This is a genomic window from Bacillus sp. SD088, from assembly GCF_017355205.1.
In the GTDB taxonomy this organism is placed as follows: Bacteria; Bacillota; Bacilli; order Bacillales; family Bacillaceae_C; genus Lederbergia.
On sequence record NZ_JADIJK010000025.1, the window covers coordinates 22,439 to 44,298 of the forward strand.

Below are 21,860 nucleotides of genomic sequence, written 5' to 3' on the forward strand. Positions count from 1 at the left end.
CAAAAGCCTTACACCTGGTACTAATACCGCTTGCAACTACTAGTACCAGGTCCTAACAATTTTAGTCAAACGCTATAATATCTGGAGTCGCCCACCTTTCGAAGTCTTCTCGGAACACTTTTTTAATATAATGTTATTTGCGCATAAAAAAACAAGCATCTAAATCGATGCTTGAACGATTCCTAGAAAGTTTAATAGACATTTGCACATTCTTCCCTATAAAACCAATGGAGTTACATCGCCCACAAGTGGTTGGTCATACCAAGGCTACCTATTGAAATATTTTCGTGCTTTCTTGGCGATATCCTCTGGATATTTATAGCTTAATGGTTCTTGATGTAACACTTGAAAAGAATTGATATCACTTGTATTTAGTCCTCCCAGAGTAAATCGAGGAATGATTCGAACATGGGGAGTTTGCAGTCCGTTTGGATCGATTGATAGATGTGTTAGCAAATTAAAGCTGGTAAATCCCTGTTCTGCAAACACTTTGAAAACCAATTTAAGACCAGTTGCAAAATCGCTCCAATCCTGTTTCGATATGTCAAACATCGATTGTTTATTTTGGAATATCGCTAGAAAATCATTATGCCCTTTTGGTGCAAAGGCGTGCATCCAAGCGATCTCGCCGGTTTCTCCAATCCATCTTTCTCCTAATTCCTTCTCAAGGCTACTTAGCTTTTCAAAATAATCGCAATCATTCACTTGCCTAAAGGCTTGGACTGCATTATTCACCTGTCGCTGATAATTCGTTGCTACTTTCGAAGCAATCACATGTAAATGCGGATGAAGAATACTCCCTCCTGAATGAGGTAAATAATTCCAATTTATCGATGCATATTTTATAGCAGGATCTGTTTTAGCTATTTTTCCAATATAAAGTTGGGCAGCAAAAAAAGCATTCTTAATCATATCAGTCGTGAACTCGTGCAGTTGAACATAGTGTTGACCCGAGAATAAGACAACACCATTCTGTTGACTGTAGGGAAACAAGTTTGGAAAAACGATCGCATCTCCTTGGATAATCCGTCCTTTATCAGCAATGTTTTTAGGAAAAAGGGGCGTCATTGTATAAATGTTCTCTGGACAGAACGGGCAGTTCTTTCCTCCTGTCAGTTTGGCCGCTTCAGAATAATCAGCTGGTGTGACGGAAAGTCCGGCATCAAAGATGATTCGCGATGTTTCACTTGTCAGTGGATCAAAGCGAACCTCCGTTTTACGGTTAATTGCTTCTCCTTTCCCATCATAAAATGAAAACAATTCTTCCTGTTTATTAAATTTTATTTCCATTTCACTCTCCCTCTCATTTTTCCATAAGAAATAAAGTTACCTCTAATCTCTACAATATAACAACTATTTTCAGTATTTTCAAATAAAACATTGATCGTTAGCGAGATGTGCAATTTAGCTTCAACGCTTTAATTTAATGAATACGAGCTTTTCCCATAAGCGCCATGAGATTAGTTGCTTCATAAGTAATAATCCTTTTACACCTTTTCCAATTGGATAGCGAAATTTATTCAGTTTTTGTTTTGTACAAAGATTTACAATCAGCAGAGCGACATTGCGTGGATCACCATAGCTTGAACTCCCACTTTCCAATTCAGCTTCAAGCGCTGTCATCATAGACGCATAGGGAGATGTAGAAAGCAAAGATGATTGAGCTACTCTCTTTCCCTTTGTCCAAATATTTGTTTGAAAAGATCCAGGTTCAATGAGAGCAACATCAATTCCAAATGATTTAACTTCTAATCTTAGGCTTTCTGACCAACCTTCAAGGGCATGTTTTGAGGCTACATAAGGAGACAGTCCAGGAAAAGCTATTTTCCCAGAAATGCTGCTCATATTTATAATCTTTCCATTTCCTTGTTTACGCATATAAGGGAGAACAGCTTGTGTAACTGCAATCGTACCAAAAAAATTCGTTTCAAATTGCTCTCTATATTCACGTAAACTGATTTCCTCAGCAAATCCACCTAAGGCAAAACCAGCATTATTAATGAGAACATCAATAGAAGGCAGATCAGAAAGAAAAGAGCTAAGCTTTTGTATGGATTGAGAATCCGTAATATCTAATGGAAAAAACTCAATAGAGCTATCATTCACGCCTTTTTGTTTACATAACTTTATTATGTTATCCTTGTTTTTCAAATCCCTCATGGTTGCCAGGATATGGAAATTCCTCTTTGCTAGCGCGATTGTCGTGATCAATCCAAAACCACTTGATGCCCCTGTAATCAGCACTGTTTTTTTATTCATCAGTCTATCTCCAACATAATAGGACAATGATCGCTCCCTATAATATCACAATGAATCTGAGCATCTACAAGGCTCGTTTTTAATCTTTCAGATGTAATAAAATAATCAATTCTCCAGCCGATATTTCTTTCCCTTACTTTGTTCATATAGGACCACCAGGTATAGGCCCCTGTTTGATCTGGGTAAAAATATCGAAATGTATCAATAAATCCATCCTCAAGAAAAAGGGTCATTTTTCCACGTTCTTCTACAGTGAAACCAGAATTTCCCTGATTTGATTTAGCATTCCGCAAATCTATTTCTCTGTGAGCCACATTTAAATCCCCACAAAGAATAAGTGGCTTAATTCGATCTAATTGTAAAAGATATAATCGCATCCTCTCTTCCCATTGTAGACGATAAGGAAGTCTAGCCAAGTCTCTTTGTGAATTGGGCGTATAAACATTAACAAGGAAAAAATCTTCGAATTCAAGTGTGATGATGCGCCCTTCCTCTTCTCCCTCTGCCTCACCTACTCCATATTTAACGGAAAGAGGTTCGATTTTTGTAAAAACTGCTGTTCCAGAATACCCCTTTTTACGTGCGTAATTCCAATATTGATGATAACCATCTAAATCTAATTCGATTTGCCCTGCTTGTAATTTCGTCTCCTGCACACAAAAAATATCCGCATCGACCTCATGGAAAAAATCCAAAAATCCTTTACGGACACACGCTCGTAATCCATTTACATTCCAAGATACAAGTTTCATTGTTTTTACCCCTTTAAAGTTTAAATTTTACCGGACTTTTTGAACACTCTCTTAAACATAATATTTTTATTGTGACATTTTTCTCTCTATCAAACAAGTGATCGGCTTGTTATAATGAGAAGATCGTGAAGAAAAGCGCAAGCGCCCTAATATAGGAAGAAAGACTAAATTCGCGCTGTCGGACTTGAATCCTACGAGCCTCTCGGGACTAGGCGCTGAAGGTAGATCCTAACACTAGCAAAATCTTATTCTTTTAGAAAGGACAGAGTATCATGGACGGAAAAACACATTTTATCGCGGGAGCTTTGATCGGATTTGGCGTTGCCCAGTATACCCATGTTGACTTGGTGACAACGGCTTCCTTTACCCTTTTGGGAGGATTTTCTGGCTTAGTGCCAGATTTAGATGTTTCAGGTGTTTTAGCTAGAAAGCTATCGATTAATAAAAAATGGGCAATTCTCGTTCTGGGGTTCATTGGTCTATATTTGATGTCCTCGAGTTTTTTAAACCCCAATACATATTGGTCAAAGAAACAAGGAATTTTACTAGGATCTGGCTTCCTCATTTTCCCGCCCCTTTTTATGAAGCAAAAATGGATGTTAACCTTAACAGGTATACTGGTTGGAGTGCTAGGTTTCTATTATAGTAGCGTATGGATGATCATGTTTGGGATCTATATTGGTATTGCTTCTCTTTTGCCACATCGTTCGCTGACTCACTCCCTTTTGGGTCTATTCTATTTTGCTACATTGGGCCATTACATGGAGAGAGAAGTCCTCGTAGAAGGACTGATGTTTGTTTGTACAGGAGCTTATGCAAGCCATCTTATTTTAGATATGAAGTGGATTCCAAAAAACCGAAAAGGTGTAAAACTATTTTTACCTTTTTCAAAAGTTGAGCTATAAAGCGAGACTGCTAATCTCTGAGAAACATTCCGCAAAAAGAAAGCCGCATTCGCTAAAGGAATGCGGCTTTTTACACAATGGTGTCCTTATTTTTTCAGTGCTTGAAGCTGTTCTTCTCTAATTTCCTTTGCCACCTCCACCATAACTTTTAAAGCAGCAATGGTTTCTTCTTCTTTTCTTGTTTTTAGCCCACAGTCTGGATTAATCCAAAATTGCTTCACTGGAATCGTAGCAAGAGCTCGATACACATTATTTTTTAACTCTTCTTTAGCCGGTACACGTGGACTATGAATATCGTAAACACCCAAACCAATTTCCTTATCATACGTATTTTCTTCAAATGTCGAAATGATTTCTCCGTGGCTCCTAGATGTTTCAATCGAAATCACATCAGCGTCTAGACGATTGATCGCATCATAGATATCACCAAAACTGGAATAACACATATGCGTATGAATTTGCGTACTATTTTTTACGGTTGCTGTTGCTAGTCTAAAAGCATGAACAGCGTGATTTAAATAGGCTTCCCAATTTATTCTCTTTAATGGAAGTCCCTCGCGCAAGGCTGGTTCATCCACCTGAATGATCGTGATATTATTTGCTTCTAATTCTTCAATTTCCGCACGGAGGGCAATAGCGATCTGGTTTAGCACCTCAAATTCAGAAATATCATCACGCGCAAATGACCAATTCAAAATTGTAACAGGACCTGTTAGCATTCCTTTTACATGCTTATCTGTCAATGATTGTGCGTAGACACTTTCTTTGACGGTCATTGGATTTTCGAAGGAAACATCTCCGAAAATAAGTGGAGGTTTAACACAACGCGACCCATAGGACTGTACCCAACCATATTTTGTCACTTGAAAACCATTTAACTTTTCACCAAAATACTCTACCATATCCGTACGCTCAAATTCACCGTGGACTAATACATCAAGGCCAATATCTTCTTGAATTTCAATCCATTTCTTTGTTTCTTTCTCAATAAATTGCTCGTAGTCTGCGGTGGGTAGCTCGCCTTTTCTCCAACGCAATCTTTGTTTACGAACTTCAGCAGTTTGTGGCAAGCTGCCGATTGTCGTAGTTGGTAATAATGGAAGTTGTAATGCCTCCTGCTGCTCTACAATTCTTTCTGAGAATGGAGATGTTCGATCTACTTGTCCTTGTTCCAAATTAGCATAATTCTGCGCATCCCCACGATAATCAGACTGGTTTAATCTTTGAATCGCTGTAGTACTTTCATTGATTTCTTGACTAATTTTCTCTTTTCCATTTTTAAGTCCATCGGAAAGTATCGCAATTTCTGTTAACTTTTCATCCGCAAACGACAAGCCTGTTTTAATGATGGGGTCTAAAGTTTGTTCTAGTTCCTTGGTTATCGGTACATGTAGCAATGAGCATGATGGCTGAAGGATGATCCGGTCCTTCTCGACAATTTGTTGAATGATTTCTAAAACTCCCCATGTTTGCTCTAAATCTTTTCGCCAAACGTTTCTTCCATCAATAACACCAGCAAACAGCACCTTATCTTGTGGAAAACCAAATTGACGAATAACTTCTAATGTATCCCCATGGACAAAATCAAGTCCAAAACCAGCAACAGGGAGATTAATCAACTCTTCGTAATGATGGATTGACTCAAAATATGTTTGCAAGGCAATGTTTAGATTCGGCACAGCCTCCGTGATCGCCTGATATGTCTGTTTAATAAGAGCAATTTCTTGTTCAGCTAGCTCTGTTACGAAAATAGGTTCATCGATTTGTACCCATTCTACCCCTTCTGCCTCTAACTCTTTTAAAATTTGAATATATAAAGGGAGAAATTCCTTTAACAGGGTGTTAAATTCTGTTTCTTTATACCCCTTACCAAGCTTCAAAAAGGAAATTGGTCCAAGAATGACTGGTTTCCCTTTAATCCCTAATTCCTCTTTTGCTTCTTTATAGAAATGAAGTGGGCGATTATCTACCAAAATCGGTTTCGCATTATCAAATTCTGGTACGATATAATGATAATTCGTATTGAACCATTTGGTCATCTCTGAAGCATATGCTTCCTTTGTTCCTCTCGCGATAGCAAAGTATGTGTCTAATGAAGAAGCAGATAAATCATTATTTTGAAAACGTTGAGGTACAATACCAAACATAAGGGCAGTGTCCAATACATGATCATATAAAGAGAAATCTCCTACTGGAATTAAGTCAATCCCTGATTCCTTCTGCTTTCTTAGTCCATTCAAACGGATCTCCTTCGTAGTGTCTAATAACTCTTGTTGGGAAATGCCTCCATTCCAATATTTTTCTAATGCCTTTTTCCATTCACGCTGCTCCCCAATTCTCGGATAGCCAATATTAGATGAATTTATTTGTGTCATGTCAATCTTCCTTCCAGTTTGTTTTTTTAGTGTGTGTTCAAAAAGTCCGATAAAGTGAACCTCCAATCAGTGGGGGTTTTCTTTCATCCCCCACCTATGCTTCTCCGTATTCTCTAAAGCCGGGGGTATTACTGCCCGTTAATGCGGGATAAAAAGGACCAAGTCGCCTAAAAGCGCTGACGTTCTGTCATCAACGCCGACATTTTTTGTGCTTTTTGAACAACCTCTTTAATGTAGTATTTCAACATTTTGCGTTTTTTCTTGAATATAGGTTGCTAATTCAACAGATAATTCGTATTGAATAAATGGAGTAATTAAATAGAATCCCTTAAAGTAATCATAGGCGACATCAATTAATTCTTTTGCAATGGCAAGCCCTTCTTGTTTGGCTCTCTGCGGATCTCCTTCTGTTTTGGCCATTCTGCCTCTAATATTGTCCGGAAGCTTGATACCAGGCACTTCGTTATGCAAAAATTCTGCATTTCTGGCTGAAACAAGTGGCATAATGCCGATATAAATAGGAGCTGTCATATGTTTGGTTGCTTCCCCTACTTCTATCATTTTTTCTGGAGAAAAGATTGGCTGCGTTAAAAAATAATCGGCACCATACTTTACTTTTTTCTCCATGCGCTCAACTGATTTCCCAAGATTACGAACATTCGGATTAAAGGCGGCTGCAACATGGAATTGGGTCCTTTGTTTAAGGGATTTTCCTGAAAAAGAAATGCCTTCATTAAATTGTTTGATCAGCTTGATCAATTCAAAAGAGGTTGCATCATAGACAGATGTTGCTCCAGGAAAGTCGCCAATTTTAGTCGGGTCACCAGTAATGGCCAATATATCACGAATTCCTGCTGTATGTAGCCCCATAAGATGTGATTGTAATCCGATTAAATTCCGGTCCCGACAAGTCACATGAACCAATGAATTTAGATCAACTTCCTTTTTAACTAGAGACGCCATTGTTGCATTACATATTCTGGGAGATGCTAATGAATTATCAGCTAATGTCAACCCATCCACTCCAGCTTCTTTTAAGGCGTGTGCCCCTCTGAAAAAAGGATTTGTATCTAGATGCTTTGGCGTGTCTAATTCCACAATAACGGATCGCTCCGTTTGAATTTTTTCAAATAAAGATGGTTCCTTTTCAACTTGTTGGTCTTGGATAAAAATCGGCTTTTGTTTGATTACTTGCTTCTCTTCAAGCGGCACTAAATGTTGGCGTCCTTTTACCAAAGCTTGGATATGCTCTGGTGTTGTTCCACAACAACCTCCAATTAATCGAACACCTTGATCACGGAAACGTCGAACAAATTCTGTGAAATAAGTTGGTTCGGTTTTGTACATAAATTTCCCATCTTCATATTCTGGCAAGCTTGCATTTGGATAGGCTGCTAAATAAGCCGATTTTGAAAGTGGAACAGACTCTAAGGCTCTGACCATATGATAAGGACCGAGACGGCAATTGATCCCAACAACATTGGCACCTAAATCATCAAGCTGTTTTAATGCCTCTTCAAGTGGTGTTCCATTTTGCAGTACGCCAGGCTCATGCATTGTGACGTTAGCTACGATCGGTACATTCGTTTCGTCACGAGCTATTTTTAAAACGGTCTTTATTTCTTCTAAATCATAATACGTCTCTAAGATAAGGCCATCTACACCCTCGAGTAGCAATGCATATAGTTGTTCTCGAAAACTGCGTTTTATTTCCTCTGTTACACTAGAATGTAATCCAGCTCCATGAATCCCCCCAATGGTTCCGAGTACAAATGTTTCTTTACTTGCTGCTTGTTTCGCAAGACGAACAGCGGCTCTGTTTATCTTCGTTACTTCCTCTTCTAAGCCATATCTTGAGAGTTTCAAATAATTAGCACTGTACGTATTCGTTTGGATTACGTCAGCACCAGCTTCAACATAGGCTTGGTGTAACTGCAATACTTCATTAGGGTGTGTAAGATTTAATTGATCAAAACAGCGATCAATCCCATAGCAATATAACAGTGTTCCTGCAGCGCCATCCCCGATTAAAATTTCTTTTTTGAGACGTTCTAATAATCCCAATAAACTACCCTCCCTATATATTTTGGAAAACTATTTAGAGTGGTGGCTCTTTTTGGTCGCATACAAATCGACATAGAGAGAGCAATCTGCTTACCTCTTATTCTTCCAAACAAAAAGAGCCTACTCCGATAAGAAGAAGGCCCTTTTTTATAAAAAGGATTCTTCTTATCTTTCAAGTTGTTTCCAACTTGTGGATTTAGCACCTTTCCATAAAATGGTGGTTGCTGAGGCGTCTTAGGGCCATTCCCTCGACCTCTCTTGATAAGAATGAAATCTTTATTTAATTTTCTTGTTTCACTCACCTGTTAGAATTAATTACTAACTATATTAACATTATATGGTTAGTTGGTTTAAAAAACAAGAGGAAATTAGGTTTTTTTCAAAAAGTTTTTATTACTCCTTTCTATTCATCATGAAAATCAAGACCTGAGTGGACCTCTTTCACATATCCTGAACGAATGACAAAGTCGCCAAATCGTTCTTTTTCTTTACGTTCCTTCGCAAAATGACTTATGATTGGCTCTAATTCACTTAATATTTCCTTCTCCCCAATATTTTCGCGGTACAGCTTATTTAAACGATCTCCTGTAAAACCGCCCCCTAAATAAACGTTATATTTTCCCGGGGCCTTCCCTACAAAACCAATTTCTGCTAAGGCTGGTCTTGAACAACCATTAGGGCAACCAGACATACGAATGACGATTTCCTCTTCACGGAGCCCTGCCTTATCTAATATTAAATCAATTTTATCAAGCAAGGAAGGTAAATATCGTTCCGATTCTGCCATTGCAAGGCCACATGTTGGAAAAGCAACACAGGCCATCGAATTTCTACGTAAAGCGGTATGATGCTCTCCGTCGGTTAATCCATATTGTTGAATAAATGCTTCGATTTCCGGTTTTAAAGCTTCTGATATGTTTCCAATGATTAAGTTTTGATTAGGAGTCAAGCGAAAATCTCCTGTGTGAATTTCAGCTATTTTTCTTAAGCCTGTCATCAATTTATAATGTTCCCAGTCCTTAATTCGGCCATTTTGAATAAAGAGAGTAAAATGCCACTGATCATTCAAACCTTTTACCCAGCCATAACGATCCCGATTGTGTTCAAACTGAAAGAATCTTGCTGGTTGTAACTCCCAACCTAGTCTTGAATGCAATTCCTCAATCAACCAAGGCATGCCGCGCTTATCAATTGTGTACTTAAATCGGGCATTTTTCCGAACAGACCGATTTCCATAATCTCGTTGAATGGTGACAATTTTTTCCGCAACATCAAGCACTTCTTCAGGCTTACAGAACCCAATCACTCTTCCTACTTGAGGATACGTTGCTTTATCCCCATGGGTGGAGCCCATTCCCCCACCAACACTTACGTTAAAGCCTTGAAGTTGTTGGTTTTCTACCACAGCAATAAAGCCAAGATCCTGGGAATAGACGTCCACATCATTAGAGGGCGGAACAGCAATACCTATTTTAAATTTCCGCGGTAAATAGGTAGGACCATAAATCGGTTCAACTTCTTCCGTATTCTTTGAAGTGTCAACGATTTTTTCGTTATCCAGCCATATTTCATGATAAGCCTTTGTCTGTGGAGAAAGGTATTGACTTAATTTATTCGCCCATTCGTATACTTCCATATGAATTTCTGAAGCATACGGGTTGGGACTACACATCACATTTCGATTAACATCTCCACAAGCCGCAAGTGTTTCCAATAAGGCTTCATGAATCTCTTTAAAAGCTTTTTTCATATTCCACTTTAAAATTCCATGCATCTGAAAGGATTGTCTTGTCGTGAGTTTCAGACTTCCATTCCCATATTTATTTGCTAATTTATCCATTACAAGCCATTGATTGGCTGATACAACTCCACCGGCTGCTCTAACTCGTACCATGAATTGATAAGCCGGCTCCAATTTTTGTTTCTGCCTTTCAATTCGAAGATCTCGATCATCTTGTAAGTAGCTTCCATGAAATTTCATTAAGCGATTATCATCATCAGGAATCCCTGCACTTATCTCATCTTTTAGCGTTTCGGCAAGTGATCCTCGCAAATAATTACTGTCGCTTTTAATCCGTTCCACATCGCTAGGTGGTCCATCTTGTGTAGGTGGCAAACGATCTTTTGTCAAGTGATCCTCTCTCCCTTCGGATTTTAATATACATCACGTTGGTAACGTTTTTCCTTTAACATTTGGGCAAGATATTCCTCTGCCTCCTCAGAGGTCATACTACCTTCCTCCTGACAAATCGTAAGAAGTGTTGTATGAACATCATGAGCCATATGTTTCTCATCACCACAAATATAAAGATAAGCCCCTTCTTTTAACCACTTAAATAGTTCTTGCTTTTTTTCAATCATCCGATGTTGCACATAGACTTTTTCTTCCGCATCGCGAGAAAAGGCTATATCCATCCTCGATAGAATGCCTGTTTTCAGCCATCTCTGCCAATCGATTTGATAGAGAAAATCTGTCACATAATGTTGATCTCCAAAGAACAGCCAACTTTTTCCTGTCGCTTCGATTGCTTCTCTCTCTTCAAGAAATGAACGATACGGAGCAATCCCTGTGCCAGGCCCAATCATAATAATTGGTCTACTCGGATCTTCCGGCAGGTGAAAATTAGGATTTTCATGAATATAGACCGGCAAATAATCACCTGGATGGACTCGTTCTGCACACTGGATGGAGCAAACACCATGGCGTGCACGATTATGGGCTTCATACCGGACTGCTCCAACAGTGAGATGGACTTCTTCCGGATTTGCTTCATAACTATTGGCAATCGAATATAAACGCGCTGGCATTTTCCTCAAAATAGCAACAAATTGATCAGCTGGTATGTCCGAAGGTGTAAAATCACGAATGACATCAACAAGATCTCGTCCTTCAATATACGCTTTAAGCTCCTGTTTATTTTCTGATTGCAGTAACTCCGTTAATCTTTCATTAGGATGAATCTGTGCTAACTTCTCTAGTAATGGTTTCGTCAGCACTGTCAGTTCGTAATGATGTGTTAATGCTTCATGAAGAGGACATGTCTCTCCTTTTTGGTTGAACGGGACAAGTTCATTTCGCTCCCATCCCATTTCTTCGATAATAAGATCAACAATTTCAGGAGTGTTTTCTGGGAAGATGCCTAAGCTATCTCCTGGTTTAAAGGAAAAACCGGATCCTTCAATCGATAATTCAAGATGTCGTGTTTCTTTATTTGACCCCCGTCCATTTAAGTTGATGTTCTCTAATACTTCTGCCTTAAAGGGATTTCTGCGTGAATACGTGGTACTCGTTCCAGGTAAAGCGGAAATTGGACTTAGGGATTGAGTTGTAGCACCCGCTCCTTCTCCCGTTTCATTTAAATATTTTACGACTGTTCCTAGCCATTCAGCTGCTGCGTCATCAAAATCTAAATCACAATCGACTCGTGGGGTTACTCTGTTCGCGCCTAGTTCCTCTAATCGTAGATCGATTTTTTTTGCCTGTTTCACAGAAAAACTCGTATGAACTATCTCCGAGAGAAAGGACTGAAAAAGATAAATCATTCAATTTTGGTGCTCTTCGACTAAATAAAAACTCGTAAAAAGAGATGGCATTATCTGGAGGATCCCCTTCCCCCTGAGTGCTAATAATAAGAAATAAATAAGATAACTTCTTTAACTTTGTCGATTTAAATTCATTCATAGAAGAAAGTGTTATTTTATATCCTTGACTTCCCAATGTTTCCGACAGCTCTCCTGCCAGCCTCTGACAATTCCCTGTTTGAGAACCATAAAGAATGGTTACTTCTTTGACGTTTGTTAGCTTCTGAGTTGTTGCTGCCTGCTTTACTTCTAATGCTGCATTTCCACTATACGCAGTTAAATATCCACTTAACCATAATTGTTGTCCTTCTGTTAAAGTCGGTAAAACCTGATTCAACACCTCAATCTGCTCCTGACTAAAAGGACTATTGATTGCTTGAAGTTGCAAAAAACATCCACCTCACACCATAAAATCAATCGTTCCCTATTTCAAGCGAACTTTTTCATTTTTTTCAATTTGTACTACATGTTGATCCTGTACAACTAATGTTATAGATCCATATTTCATCGTATTAAGATATTCTTTCACTACCTCAATCGCTGTTTCCAAATTTTCTTTCTGTTTACTCATTGGAATCACTCACCCTCTCTAAAAAAACTTTTTGCTTTTCCGTTGAGTTTCGATAATCTTTGTGTGTGATTTCTTTTAGTAACTGTCTTCTTCGGTCTATCTCTGTTACATGCTCTTTTACTATTCGCCGAGCAAGTGAAAGAAACTGAAGATAGTCCTTCATTGATTGATCATAGATTTCGCCAATCTCATCACGGATTGTTTTGGAAAGATACGGACTGGCACCATTTGTTGATACCGTAATGACCAATTCCCCTCTTGATAATTTTGCTGGAACATGGAAGTTTCCAGCTCCTTGTTGATCAACCACATTCAGTAACTGCTGATTGGAAACAGACATATTTACTTTTTGATTTACCTCCCTTTGGTCAGTGGCTGCGATTACTATAAAAGCATCTGTTAGGTCAGCTGGAAGAAATTCCCTTTTGCTCCACTTGATTTTCTGGGTTTCATAATAGGTATATAATGTAGGGTCAAGGGAAGGGCTTACGACTGTTACACTAGCATCCGCTTCTAATAAATCCATTACTTTCCTTAATGCAACGGAACCACCACCAATAACTACAGCTTGCTTACCTGATAATTGAAGCATGATCGGATAGAACCCCATTCTAGATCACCCACTGCTTTTCTTTATAATGAAGTAGTTCATTTATTCGTTCTGAGAGAATGTCCGGTACAGCTGGGTGATGACCTAATGTTTCGCAGAGAATTATTTGTTTAGATTCATCCTGCATTTGCTCAATTTTCCGCTGTATACCATTCATTAATAAGCCACTAAATAATAAATAGGGAAGAATGAATATTTGTTTTCTTTCCCCTTTTAGCAGACTCATTAATGCTTCATCAAATTTCGGACTTGCCCCATAAAGAAAACAAGTATGAATCTTGGGTACGTCGTGCATCTGTTCAAATTGTCTTGCAATTTCAGTTAAATCAGATTTGACCTCGGGATCACTACTCCCTCTGCCAACAATAAGGAGCGTTGAGTTTGTATGAGCCTCACTTTTTTGTTCTGTTAATTGATCATACAGGCATTCTATTAGTTTAGGATGAACCCCGAGCGGAGTTCCATACGTGAACTCAGTTTGAGGATAGAGTTCTTTCGCTTTTGCTAATGCGTACGGGATATCCCTTTTTGCGTGTACAGCTGTTAGTAGCAGGACGGGGACAACCGTTATATGAGTTGCTCCGCGTTTAACACAGTTTGCAATCCCTTCCGATATATTCGGTTTTACAAGCTCTAAGAAACAAATTTCTTGGAGCTTTACATTGATTTTTCTTTGGCATTGGTCGATAAAGTGGAGGGCTTCCTGCACCCCTTCTTTTGAACGACTGCCGTGGCTAATATAGAGGACAGCTTGCACAGACATCTTTCCTCCTTCTTATCCCATGACTGGTAATTGATTATAGGAGATGTTCAAAAAGTTCGGTAAAATTAACACTGCGAGATAAAGGATCTTCTACTAAAACCGCCCACGTCCTGTGGGCAACGTAAAAGTCAGCACATCCTGTGCAAGTCCGCTGCTCAAGGCCTACGCCGCCTCGAACTTTCGACGTACAGGAGGTGCTAGTGTCAGCGTTGCTTACAGGACGTCAGCGCCTTTAGCCGACTTGGTCCTTTTTACCCTCCCTTTTTGAACACGCACTCATAGGGCTGTAAAGTTTGTTCGAACCATCGAATACTTTCACGTAAACGAACGACTTCACCGACGATAATCATACTTGGATTCTTCATTTTCTCACTAACAGCTATCTCTTCTATTGTCGCAAGTGTTCCAGTTATTGTTTTTTGTATGTTGGTTGTACCCCAATAAATCATCGCCACTGGTGTATGAGGAGACCGCCCAGCCTTGATTAATTGATTACTAATAGTAGGCAGTTGGCGAACCCCCATATAAATAACGAGTGTATCTACGCCAAGGGCAAGATTTTTCCATTGTATCGTATCATCATTACCCGGCTTTGTATGACCAGTGATTACGGCAAAACTAGAGCTAAAATCACGATGAGTGACAGGGATTCCTGCATATGCGGGGGCCGCAATCCCAGAGGTAATCCCAGGAACAATTTCAAATGGGATTCCGTGTTCAGCCAAAGTTTGTGCTTCTTCAGCTCCCCTGCCAAAAATAAACGGATCTCCGCCTTTTAAGCGAGTCACAATCTTTCCTCTTTTGGCATATTCAACGAGCTGTTGATTGATTACTTCTTGTTTATTTTGATGAAATCCTGGGATTTTACCGACAAAAATCAGTTCCGTCCCTTTTTTTGCATGCAAAAGTAGTTCTTTGTTGATAAGGCGATCATACAAAATCACATCTGCCTTTTGAATACAATTGAGTCCTTTTACCGTGATCAGGTCTATATCTCCTGGACCTGCTCCGACAATATAAACCTTTCCCATCTTCGCTAAACCTCCTTTCCTCTCGTTAGAAAGACTTTCCAATAAAAAGTGTTAGAATAAGAGGGATTCATATTTTAGTAGACTCAACCCTTTAGCCATTATGACTTTTTTGCTTATAAACCCGATTAATGGTTACACCACTTTTTCTCGCAGCCCCGAAATTAAAACTTCAACAACTTCCGGGCGACTAAATGTGGATGGAAGCGATTCTCCGTTTCTTAATTTTTCTCTTACTTTTGTGCCAGATAGGATTTCATGGAAACTTGCATCATGTGGGCATGTTTTGGAAGTTGCCATGCTTTCACATTTTTCACAGAAAAAACTATGCTCAAAAAATAATAAAGTAATACCTAATTCCTCTTTGGAAAAATGACTAAATATTTTTTGCGCATCATAAGTACCATAATAATTGCCAACTCCGGCATGATCACGACCAACAATAAAATGTGTACACCCGAAGTTTTTCCTTACCATTGCATGGAACACAGCTTCTCTGGGACCTGCGTATCTCATGGCTGCGGAAAAAACGCCCAAAAATACGTGGTCCCTTGAATAATAGTGATCTAGTAAAACTTGATAGCTTTCCAAACGGACATCTGCTGGAATATCATCCTGCTTCGTCTCTCCTACAAGTGGTTGTAGAAAGAGGCCATCGACAATTTCTAATGCTGACTTTTGAATGTATTCATGTGCACGATGAACTGGATTTCTTGTCTGAAAACCGACAACAGTATTCCAACCTCGTTCACGAAATTGCTTGCGTGTTTCAACTGGATCATAAAGATAATCGGTAAATAGCCCCTTTTCACTTCGCTTAATAAGTATGATTTCCCCACCAATATAAATGGGATTTCGTTCAAATAGTTTCTTTACCCCAGGATGTTCACGATCAACTGTTTGATAGACAAGCTCAGCTTCCTTTTCCTTATCTGGTTGATAGATATCTGTTACTTGCACGACACCATAAACTATTTGATCTTTCTCAAGCCTTACGAATTGACCGATATTAATATCTTGAGCATTTTTTTCTGTTGTTGGTAGTGTAATTGGTATGGACCATGGCTCCCCTGTTAATAATCTCATGTCCGTTAAAACAGATTGATAATCCTGCTCACTTAGAAAACCACTTAGAGGGCTATATGCTCCTACACCTATTAACTCCAAATCACTTAAAGCGGTATCATCTAATTCAATTGCTTGTTTAATGTGAGAAAGATCATATGATGGCTCCCAACGGTTAATCAGCTTTCCGCCATGTGGTTGACTTAAACTCATTTTGACATCCTCCTAGCATGTTATTTTTCCCAGTGTCTTCATCCATAACCCTCCACTTCAAGACGATAAGACGTAAAAAAAGTCTAAGTGGGGAAACGGATGCTAATACCCCAATAAATCTCGCTCTATTCAGACTAAGTTCGTGACGACAACCTCTAAGTCTGTACTAGCACATCCTATGCGTCGAAAAAAACACTGATTGAAATCTCACTTTATTGATTATCATTTTTATTTAGGTGTAAACCACATTCCGTTTTACCTTGATCTACCCAACGCCCTGATCTTGAACCAGTTTCCATATCGCCTTGTATTGTGCATGGCCAACACCCAATGCTTGGATATCCTTGGTCATGGAGCGGATTATACTGTAATTGTTGGTCCTCCACATATTTCCAAATATCCTTCCACGACCAATGGATCAGTGGACAAATTTTTATCGATTGGAATGTTTCATCTTTGTTAATAAAGTTGGTATTTCTCCTAGTAGGGGATTGTTCCCTTCTTAGTCCAGATATCCAAGCCGTCGATTTTGATAATGTTTTCCTTAGTGGAAGAACTTTTCGCATATAACAGCAACGATCAGGTTGTCTTTTCCAGAGTTCATCTCCAAATTGGTCAGCTTGTTCTTCTACAGATAAATCTGGTTTAATCATTTCGATTCGGAGAAGTGGATACTTCTGCTTTATCGTTTCAATTAGCTCATACGTTTCTGGAAAATGGAGCCCAGTATCCAAAAATACAATTTTAGCTGTCGGGTTAACCTTTGAAATCAGATCAATTAGAACAATTCCTTCAATTCCAAAACTACAAGAATAAATAAGCTTTTCGTCATACATTTCATATGACCAATTTAGGACATTAAGTGCTCCTTTATATTGAGCATCCACAACAAACTCATCTGTTGGCTCAGCCCATGCTTCGTAAGTCAATAATTTTTTCACGGTTTCACCTCCATTAAATTTTAAACAGAAAGTGATATTTAAAATTATTGCCTCTATATTCATAGTCAGCAATCAGTAACTATATCATTTTTCCTATAGGTTAAGTGTGAATTAAGCACAAAGTTTTACCTTTGATTCTCTGATCCTATATATCCTTTGTTTTGCAAATATTTCACAATTAGTTCAACTGATTCTGCAACACCTAACTGATTCGTATCTAGAATAATTTCCGGATTTATTGGTTCTTCATACGGAGCATCTATACCAGTAAAATCTTTAATTTCTCCCTTACGAGCTTTCTGGTATAATCCTTTTGAATCTCTTGCTTCACATGTTTCTAAAGTTGCCTTTACATAGACTTCAATCATTTCATTTGCTTCAACCATTTCCCGAACTTGATCACGATCTGCTCGATAAGGAGAAATAAAAGCTGTTAAAGTAAACAATCCAGCATCAACTAGTAATTTCGATACTTCACCAATTCTCCTAATATTTTCTTTTCGATCTTCCTGCTTAAATCCCAGATCTTTGTTTAATCCGTGTCGAACATTATCGCCATCTAAACGATAAGTATGAATGCCCTTATTAAATAATTCCTTTTCTAAAGCTGAGGAGATTGTTGATTTCCCTGCTCCTGAAAGTCCAGTAAACCAAATAATTGCACTTTTATGATGTTTTAACTGTTGTCGATTTTCCTTAGACACTTCCGATTCATGCCAAATTATATTCATTATTCACTCTCCCATAACCAACAATAAATAATATTCGGGTTAGTCCTTTCTATAAAAAAAGGCATCTTTACAAACTGATCGAGACCAATTTATAAGGATGCCTTTAGTTGACTAATCAGCATAATTATTTTTTTAAATATTAAAGTTGTCATTCATATTACAGGGTGAAAAGGCGATTGTCAATAATTTTTTGAATTTATTTTTAAACTTATCATCTTACTTGGTTTTATGGCCTTGAAATGTGATAAAGGTCCAAAGATCAACTTTACCTTCTCATCTCCGCTTCTTTCTAATTCACATTCTATGAACACCCAATAATAAATGTGCCTGGTACAATTATGAGGTCAATTTAAAAGGTTTGTCAGACAGAAACTTAATATGTATTTGGATAATTTGCTGGTTCGGATTACACACTAAGGGACTTTTTCAGTGACCTTTCAAACTCACCCCTTTCTTAAGGACCTCTGTGTTTATAAATCCTTTTTTAAATAGTAATGCTTATGATCTCTCCCTACATTTTCTAAAGTCCCAAACACTGTATAACCATTTTTGACATAAAAGTCTAATGCTTGAAAACTCAAAGTATCTAACTTGACAAAGTCACATTTCTTATCTAAAGCTATATTCTCTGCTGTTATTAATAATTTAGTTCCAAATCCTAGTTTCCTTATATCTTCATCTACATATAAATTATAAATCTCTAACCAATTCCAGCAAATTGAACCGATTAATCCACCATGTACAATGCCGTTGTCATCCTTAATGAATAAACCAATATCTTCGTATCTGTCTTTCAAATCCTCTGAAAAGTGTTTTAAGTTAAATTTATAAAGCTCATCATCTATGTTGTTTAGATTTTCTATCCACTTCTTTAGTAATATAGAAACTCATAATTCATTTCTCCTTTTATACTCTTGTTTACTAATTCTAGATTGATTTGGAATTCCCCCTTTTAAATTTCAATATTTCGCTGACATGAGTCAAGTTTAAAAAGCCCAATTTCTCACTACTAAAAATTGAGAAATTGGACTTTTGTGTAGGGTTCAGGAAAATCACAATAGGCTTGGGCTTTTTATATTAAGGTATTACCAATTATATGGCTTTAGCTTGGTTTTTCTTAATTTGCTTGCTTCTTAATTGTCCACAAGCTGCGTCGATATCCGATCCTTGCTCATGACGAACGCCGCATTGAATGCCATTTTTCTTTAAAGTATCATAGAAGGCCATAATATCTTTTTGTTCGCTTCTTTCATATTGAATATGCTCATTTACGGGATTATAAGGAATAAGATTTACATATGTTAAATGACGTTTGTCTTGAAGTAATTTTGCCAATTGCTTAGCTTCTTCGACATGATCATTTACATCCTTTAATAAAATATATTCAATTGTCACCCTACGATTATTTCGTTCCAAATAGTAGTCTAAAGACGCCATTAATTTTTCAATCGGGAACGCTTTGTTAATCTTCATAATTTGTGTTCTCAACTCATCATTTGGTGCATGAAGTGACAAAGCTAAATTCACCTGTAAGTTTTCATCAGCAAATTCACGAATCTTATGGGCGAGACCACTTGTTGAGACTGTAATATGTCTTGCACCAATGGCTAGTCCTTTTGGATGATTAACTACACGTAAGAAGCTCATAAGATTTTGATAATTATCAAATGGTTCTCCGATCCCCATCACAACAATATGGCTAACTCGTTCATCTTTTCCTTTTGCATCAAGATGCTGTTGTACTTTCATAATTTGTTCAACAATTTCACCACTATTTAAATCCCTATTTTTCCTTAGCAACCCACTAGCACAGAAGCTACAGCCAATATTACAACCGACTTGGGTCGTGACACAAACAGACAAACCATAAGAAAAACTCATTAAAACTGTTTCGATTAAATTTCCATCTTGCATCTCAAATAAAAATTTAATCGTTCCATCCGCCGATTCTTGTTTAACCGATTGCTTCAATGTTTGTATTGTAAAATGCTCTTCCAATAATTGTAAGCATTCTTTATTAATATTCTTCATATCAGAAAAATCGGTGACTCTTTTGCTATATAACCAATCCCATATTTGTTCAGCACGATACTTTTTCTGTCCTTGCTCCAATAACCATTCCGTTAATTGATCGATCGTTAAACTGTAAATCGATTGTTTCACTATAAATACCTCTTTTCAAAAATTACATGTAGTTATTATAATACTAAGGTTTGGAAAAGGAAACAACCTTTCTATAAAGTAAAACTTTAATCAATGAGAATTTTTTTAAAAAAATCCTTTCCTATTAAAATAAACGATGCGGGTGTGACACCCGTATCGTTTATTTCCACTCATATGGAGTTTCCTGATAAACATAATAATTAAGCCAATTTGAAAAAAGTAAATAGCTATGTGAACGCCATGCGTGGAGAGGTTTTTTTGTATGATCGTTATTTGGATAATAGTTTTCCGGTGGATGTATGGAAATCCCTTTATTCAAATCCCTTTCATATTCTTCTGCTAGTGTGGTAGCGTCGTATTCTAAATGTCCTGTAACCATAATATTTTTCTCGTCTTTCGACATGATTAGAAACGGACCAGCTTCCCCTTTTGAAACGAGCAGTAACTCTGGATGTTCTTCAATTTCTAGCTGGCTTACACTTGTATTCCGCGAGTGTGGTGCTAGATATATGTCATCAAATCCTCGTACCAATTTTAATTTTGGATACAGAAGTTCATGTTCATAGATCCCCGAACATTTTTCCTTTAATTCGTATTTGTCGATGCCATAATGGTAGTATAAGGCTGCTTGCGCTCCCCAGCAAATATGCATAGTCGATGTGACCCGGCTTTTGGTCCACTCCATGATCTCCTTTAGCTCTTCCCAGTATGTCACCTCTTGAAAAGGTAAATGCTCAATAGGGGCGCCCGTGATAATCATCCCATCAAAATATTTATCTTTCACTTCCGAGAACGTTGTATAAAATTCGTCCAGATGTGTTTTACTCACCGTTTTTGATTGATGTGTAGCCATATGTAAAAAGGATACATTTAGTTGCAATGGTGTATTTCCTAATAGGCGTAATATCTGGACTTCGGTTTTTTGTTTTTCCGGCATCAAATTTAAGATTAAAATATTTAATGGACGGATATCTTGCGCAACGGCTCTGTCTTCATCCATGATAAATATTTTTTCTTCCTCTAATATTTCCCTAGCAGGCATTCTCCCTGGTATATTTATAGGCAATTCATATCCCCCCTAACTTAAAAACCTAATATGCATTATTATAGGGTTCACTTGCCATTTCGGCAAGTGAAGAAGAGTAAATTAATTTTTTAGTTTGCTTATTTTTGTTCATAAAAGATAAGTTTATTGCCAAAGGGATCATGGACGGTGAATTCTGTTGCCCCCCAAGGTGTTTTCTCCATCCCTGGACGTGCATAAGTATAGTTCTCTGCTAAAAGCTTTTGGTGGAACTCCTGGAGCTCTCGTACTCCTATTCTTAAACTTGTTCCAGGCGAAGCATCCCCATGATGTTCAGATAAATGGAGAATGCATGTCTGTTGTGATACTTGCATATACAAGGGAGCATTTTCGTCGAATCGATGCTGCCAATCTATTTTGAAACCTAAAAAGTCTACATAAAATTCTTTTAGCTTTTGTACATCAAAAACTCTTAAAATAGGAATGATTTCATTTGTCAATGAAAATTGAGCTTCCATTTTAGGTGTTCCTCCTTCATATTCGAGTATTGCCCTTTTTTAAAAAATAAGAAAGAAAATTTTTCTTAAGATTGCTTTAAGGCTAGGCAGTTGTTGTCCAGCTCCAGGCGCCATCGGCTCGAGGCTCGTAGGAGGCGAGTCCATCGGCGTTGCGACGTACAGGATGTACTAGTGCAGGCGAAGCGACAGGACGTCGCGGTTTGAGTCTGCCGCCAGGACGTGGCGACCTTAGCCGATGTTCCGAGAAATAACCTGAGCCAATAAAAGTCAAAACCGGACTTTTTTTGTCTTAGAAC

The 21,860-nt window shown here is 38.0% G+C and carries 17 protein-coding genes, 2 pseudogenes and 1 riboswitch; of the genes and pseudogenes, 1 reads left to right on the forward strand and 18 read right to left on the reverse strand.

Annotation, left to right across the window (positions count from 1 at the left end):
• Positions 1-267: 267 nt before the first annotated feature.
• The 3 genes from IPU53_RS19120 to IPU53_RS19130 all read right to left on the reverse strand — a co-directional run bounded on the left by IPU53_RS19120 (position 268) and on the right by IPU53_RS19130 (position 3,011).
• On the reverse strand, positions 268-1,290 hold the full coding sequence (locus IPU53_RS19120) for a hypothetical protein (RefSeq protein ID WP_207452596.1): 1,023 nt from the start codon (positions 1,288-1,290) through the stop codon (positions 268-270).
• 120 nt (positions 1,291-1,410) lie between these two features.
• Positions 1,411-2,259, reverse strand: a complete 849-nt coding sequence (locus tag IPU53_RS19125) for an SDR family oxidoreductase (RefSeq protein WP_207452597.1) — start codon at positions 2,257-2,259, stop codon at positions 1,411-1,413.
• Positions 2,259-3,011 carry an exodeoxyribonuclease III gene (locus IPU53_RS19130; protein ID WP_207452598.1) on the reverse strand — a complete coding sequence of 251 codons (753 nt, stop codon included), beginning with the start codon at positions 3,009-3,011 and terminating at the stop codon, positions 2,259-2,261. Before IPU53_RS19130 ends, IPU53_RS19125 begins: the two co-directional genes overlap by 1 nt.
• A 272-nt stretch (positions 3,012-3,283) precedes the next feature.
• Here IPU53_RS19130 and IPU53_RS19135 point away from each other — a divergent pair, with 272 nt between their 5' ends.
• On the forward strand, positions 3,284-3,916 hold the full coding sequence (locus IPU53_RS19135) for a metal-dependent hydrolase (RefSeq protein WP_207452599.1): 633 nt from the start codon (positions 3,284-3,286) through the stop codon (positions 3,914-3,916).
• A gap of 86 nt (positions 3,917-4,002) precedes the next feature.
• Here IPU53_RS19135 and metE read toward each other — a convergent pair whose 3' ends face one another.
• From metE to IPU53_RS19210, 15 genes and pseudogenes are all read right to left on the reverse strand, one after another.
• Positions 4,003-6,291: a 5-methyltetrahydropteroyltriglutamate--homocysteine S-methyltransferase gene (gene metE / locus IPU53_RS19140; RefSeq protein WP_207452600.1), complete on the reverse strand. Its 2,289-nt coding sequence runs from the start codon at positions 6,289-6,291 to the stop codon at positions 4,003-4,005.
• 228 nt (positions 6,292-6,519) lie between these two features.
• The gene (locus IPU53_RS19145; RefSeq protein WP_207452601.1) at positions 6,520-8,355 is read right to left on the reverse strand and encodes a bifunctional homocysteine S-methyltransferase/methylenetetrahydrofolate reductase; all 1,836 of its coding nucleotides are present in this window, start codon (positions 8,353-8,355) and stop codon (positions 6,520-6,522) included.
• Positions 8,356-8,517: 162 nt separating this feature from the next.
• Positions 8,518-8,623, reverse strand: a riboswitch (SAM riboswitch).
• 135 nt (positions 8,624-8,758) lie between these two features.
• Entirely contained in the window at positions 8,759-10,486 is a 1,728-nt protein-coding gene (gene cysI, locus IPU53_RS19150) for an assimilatory sulfite reductase (NADPH) hemoprotein subunit (protein WP_207452602.1), read from the reverse strand.
• 23 nt (positions 10,487-10,509) lie between these two features.
• Positions 10,510-12,325: pseudogene (locus tag IPU53_RS19155) on the reverse strand (assimilatory sulfite reductase (NADPH) flavoprotein subunit).
• 36 nt (positions 12,326-12,361) lie between these two features.
• Positions 12,362-12,508 (reverse strand): YezD family protein, encoded by a 147-nt coding sequence (locus tag IPU53_RS19160; protein ID WP_207452603.1) that lies wholly within the window; start codon positions 12,506-12,508, stop codon positions 12,362-12,364.
• On the reverse strand, positions 12,501-13,118 hold the full coding sequence (locus IPU53_RS19165) for an NAD(P)-binding protein (RefSeq protein ID WP_207452604.1): 618 nt from the start codon (positions 13,116-13,118) through the stop codon (positions 12,501-12,503). The genes IPU53_RS19160 and IPU53_RS19165 overlap by 8 nt, the downstream gene beginning before the upstream one ends.
• A 1-nt stretch (position 13,119) precedes the next feature.
• Entirely contained in the window at positions 13,120-13,881 is a 762-nt protein-coding gene (locus tag IPU53_RS19170) for a sirohydrochlorin chelatase (RefSeq protein ID WP_242698425.1), read from the reverse strand.
• A 251-nt stretch (positions 13,882-14,132) separates the two neighbouring features.
• A complete protein-coding gene (gene cobA / locus IPU53_RS19175; protein WP_207452605.1) occupies positions 14,133-14,912 on the reverse strand; it encodes a uroporphyrinogen-III C-methyltransferase in 780 nt (259 codons plus the stop codon).
• Positions 14,913-15,044: 132 nt separating this feature from the next.
• On the reverse strand, positions 15,045-16,187 hold the full coding sequence (gene sat, locus IPU53_RS19180; RefSeq protein WP_207452606.1) for a sulfate adenylyltransferase: 1,143 nt from the start codon (positions 16,185-16,187) through the stop codon (positions 15,045-15,047).
• Positions 16,188-16,399: 212 nt separating this feature from the next.
• Complete coding sequence (locus IPU53_RS19185; RefSeq protein ID WP_313886531.1) at positions 16,400-17,128, reverse strand: phosphoadenylyl-sulfate reductase; 729 nt, start codon at positions 17,126-17,128, stop codon at positions 16,400-16,402.
• 125 nt (positions 17,129-17,253) lie between these two features.
• Positions 17,254-17,859: an adenylyl-sulfate kinase gene (gene cysC / locus IPU53_RS19190; protein ID WP_207452607.1), complete on the reverse strand. Its 606-nt coding sequence runs from the start codon at positions 17,857-17,859 to the stop codon at positions 17,254-17,256.
• A gap of 470 nt (positions 17,860-18,329) precedes the next feature.
• Positions 18,330-18,750 (reverse strand): annotated as a pseudogene (locus IPU53_RS19195) (GNAT family N-acetyltransferase).
• Between the two features lie 201 nt (positions 18,751-18,951).
• The gene (gene rlmN, locus IPU53_RS19200) at positions 18,952-20,022 is read right to left on the reverse strand and encodes a 23S rRNA (adenine(2503)-C(2))-methyltransferase RlmN (RefSeq protein WP_207452608.1); all 1,071 of its coding nucleotides are present in this window, start codon (positions 20,020-20,022) and stop codon (positions 18,952-18,954) included.
• A 160-nt stretch (positions 20,023-20,182) separates the two neighbouring features.
• Positions 20,183-21,088, reverse strand: a complete 906-nt coding sequence (gene metA, locus IPU53_RS19205; protein ID WP_207452609.1) for a homoserine O-acetyltransferase MetA — start codon at positions 21,086-21,088, stop codon at positions 20,183-20,185.
• Between the two features lie 98 nt (positions 21,089-21,186).
• Positions 21,187-21,564 carry a glyoxalase superfamily protein gene (locus IPU53_RS19210; protein ID WP_207452610.1) on the reverse strand — a complete coding sequence of 126 codons (378 nt, stop codon included), beginning with the start codon at positions 21,562-21,564 and terminating at the stop codon, positions 21,187-21,189.
• Positions 21,565-21,860: the final 296 nt, after the last annotated feature.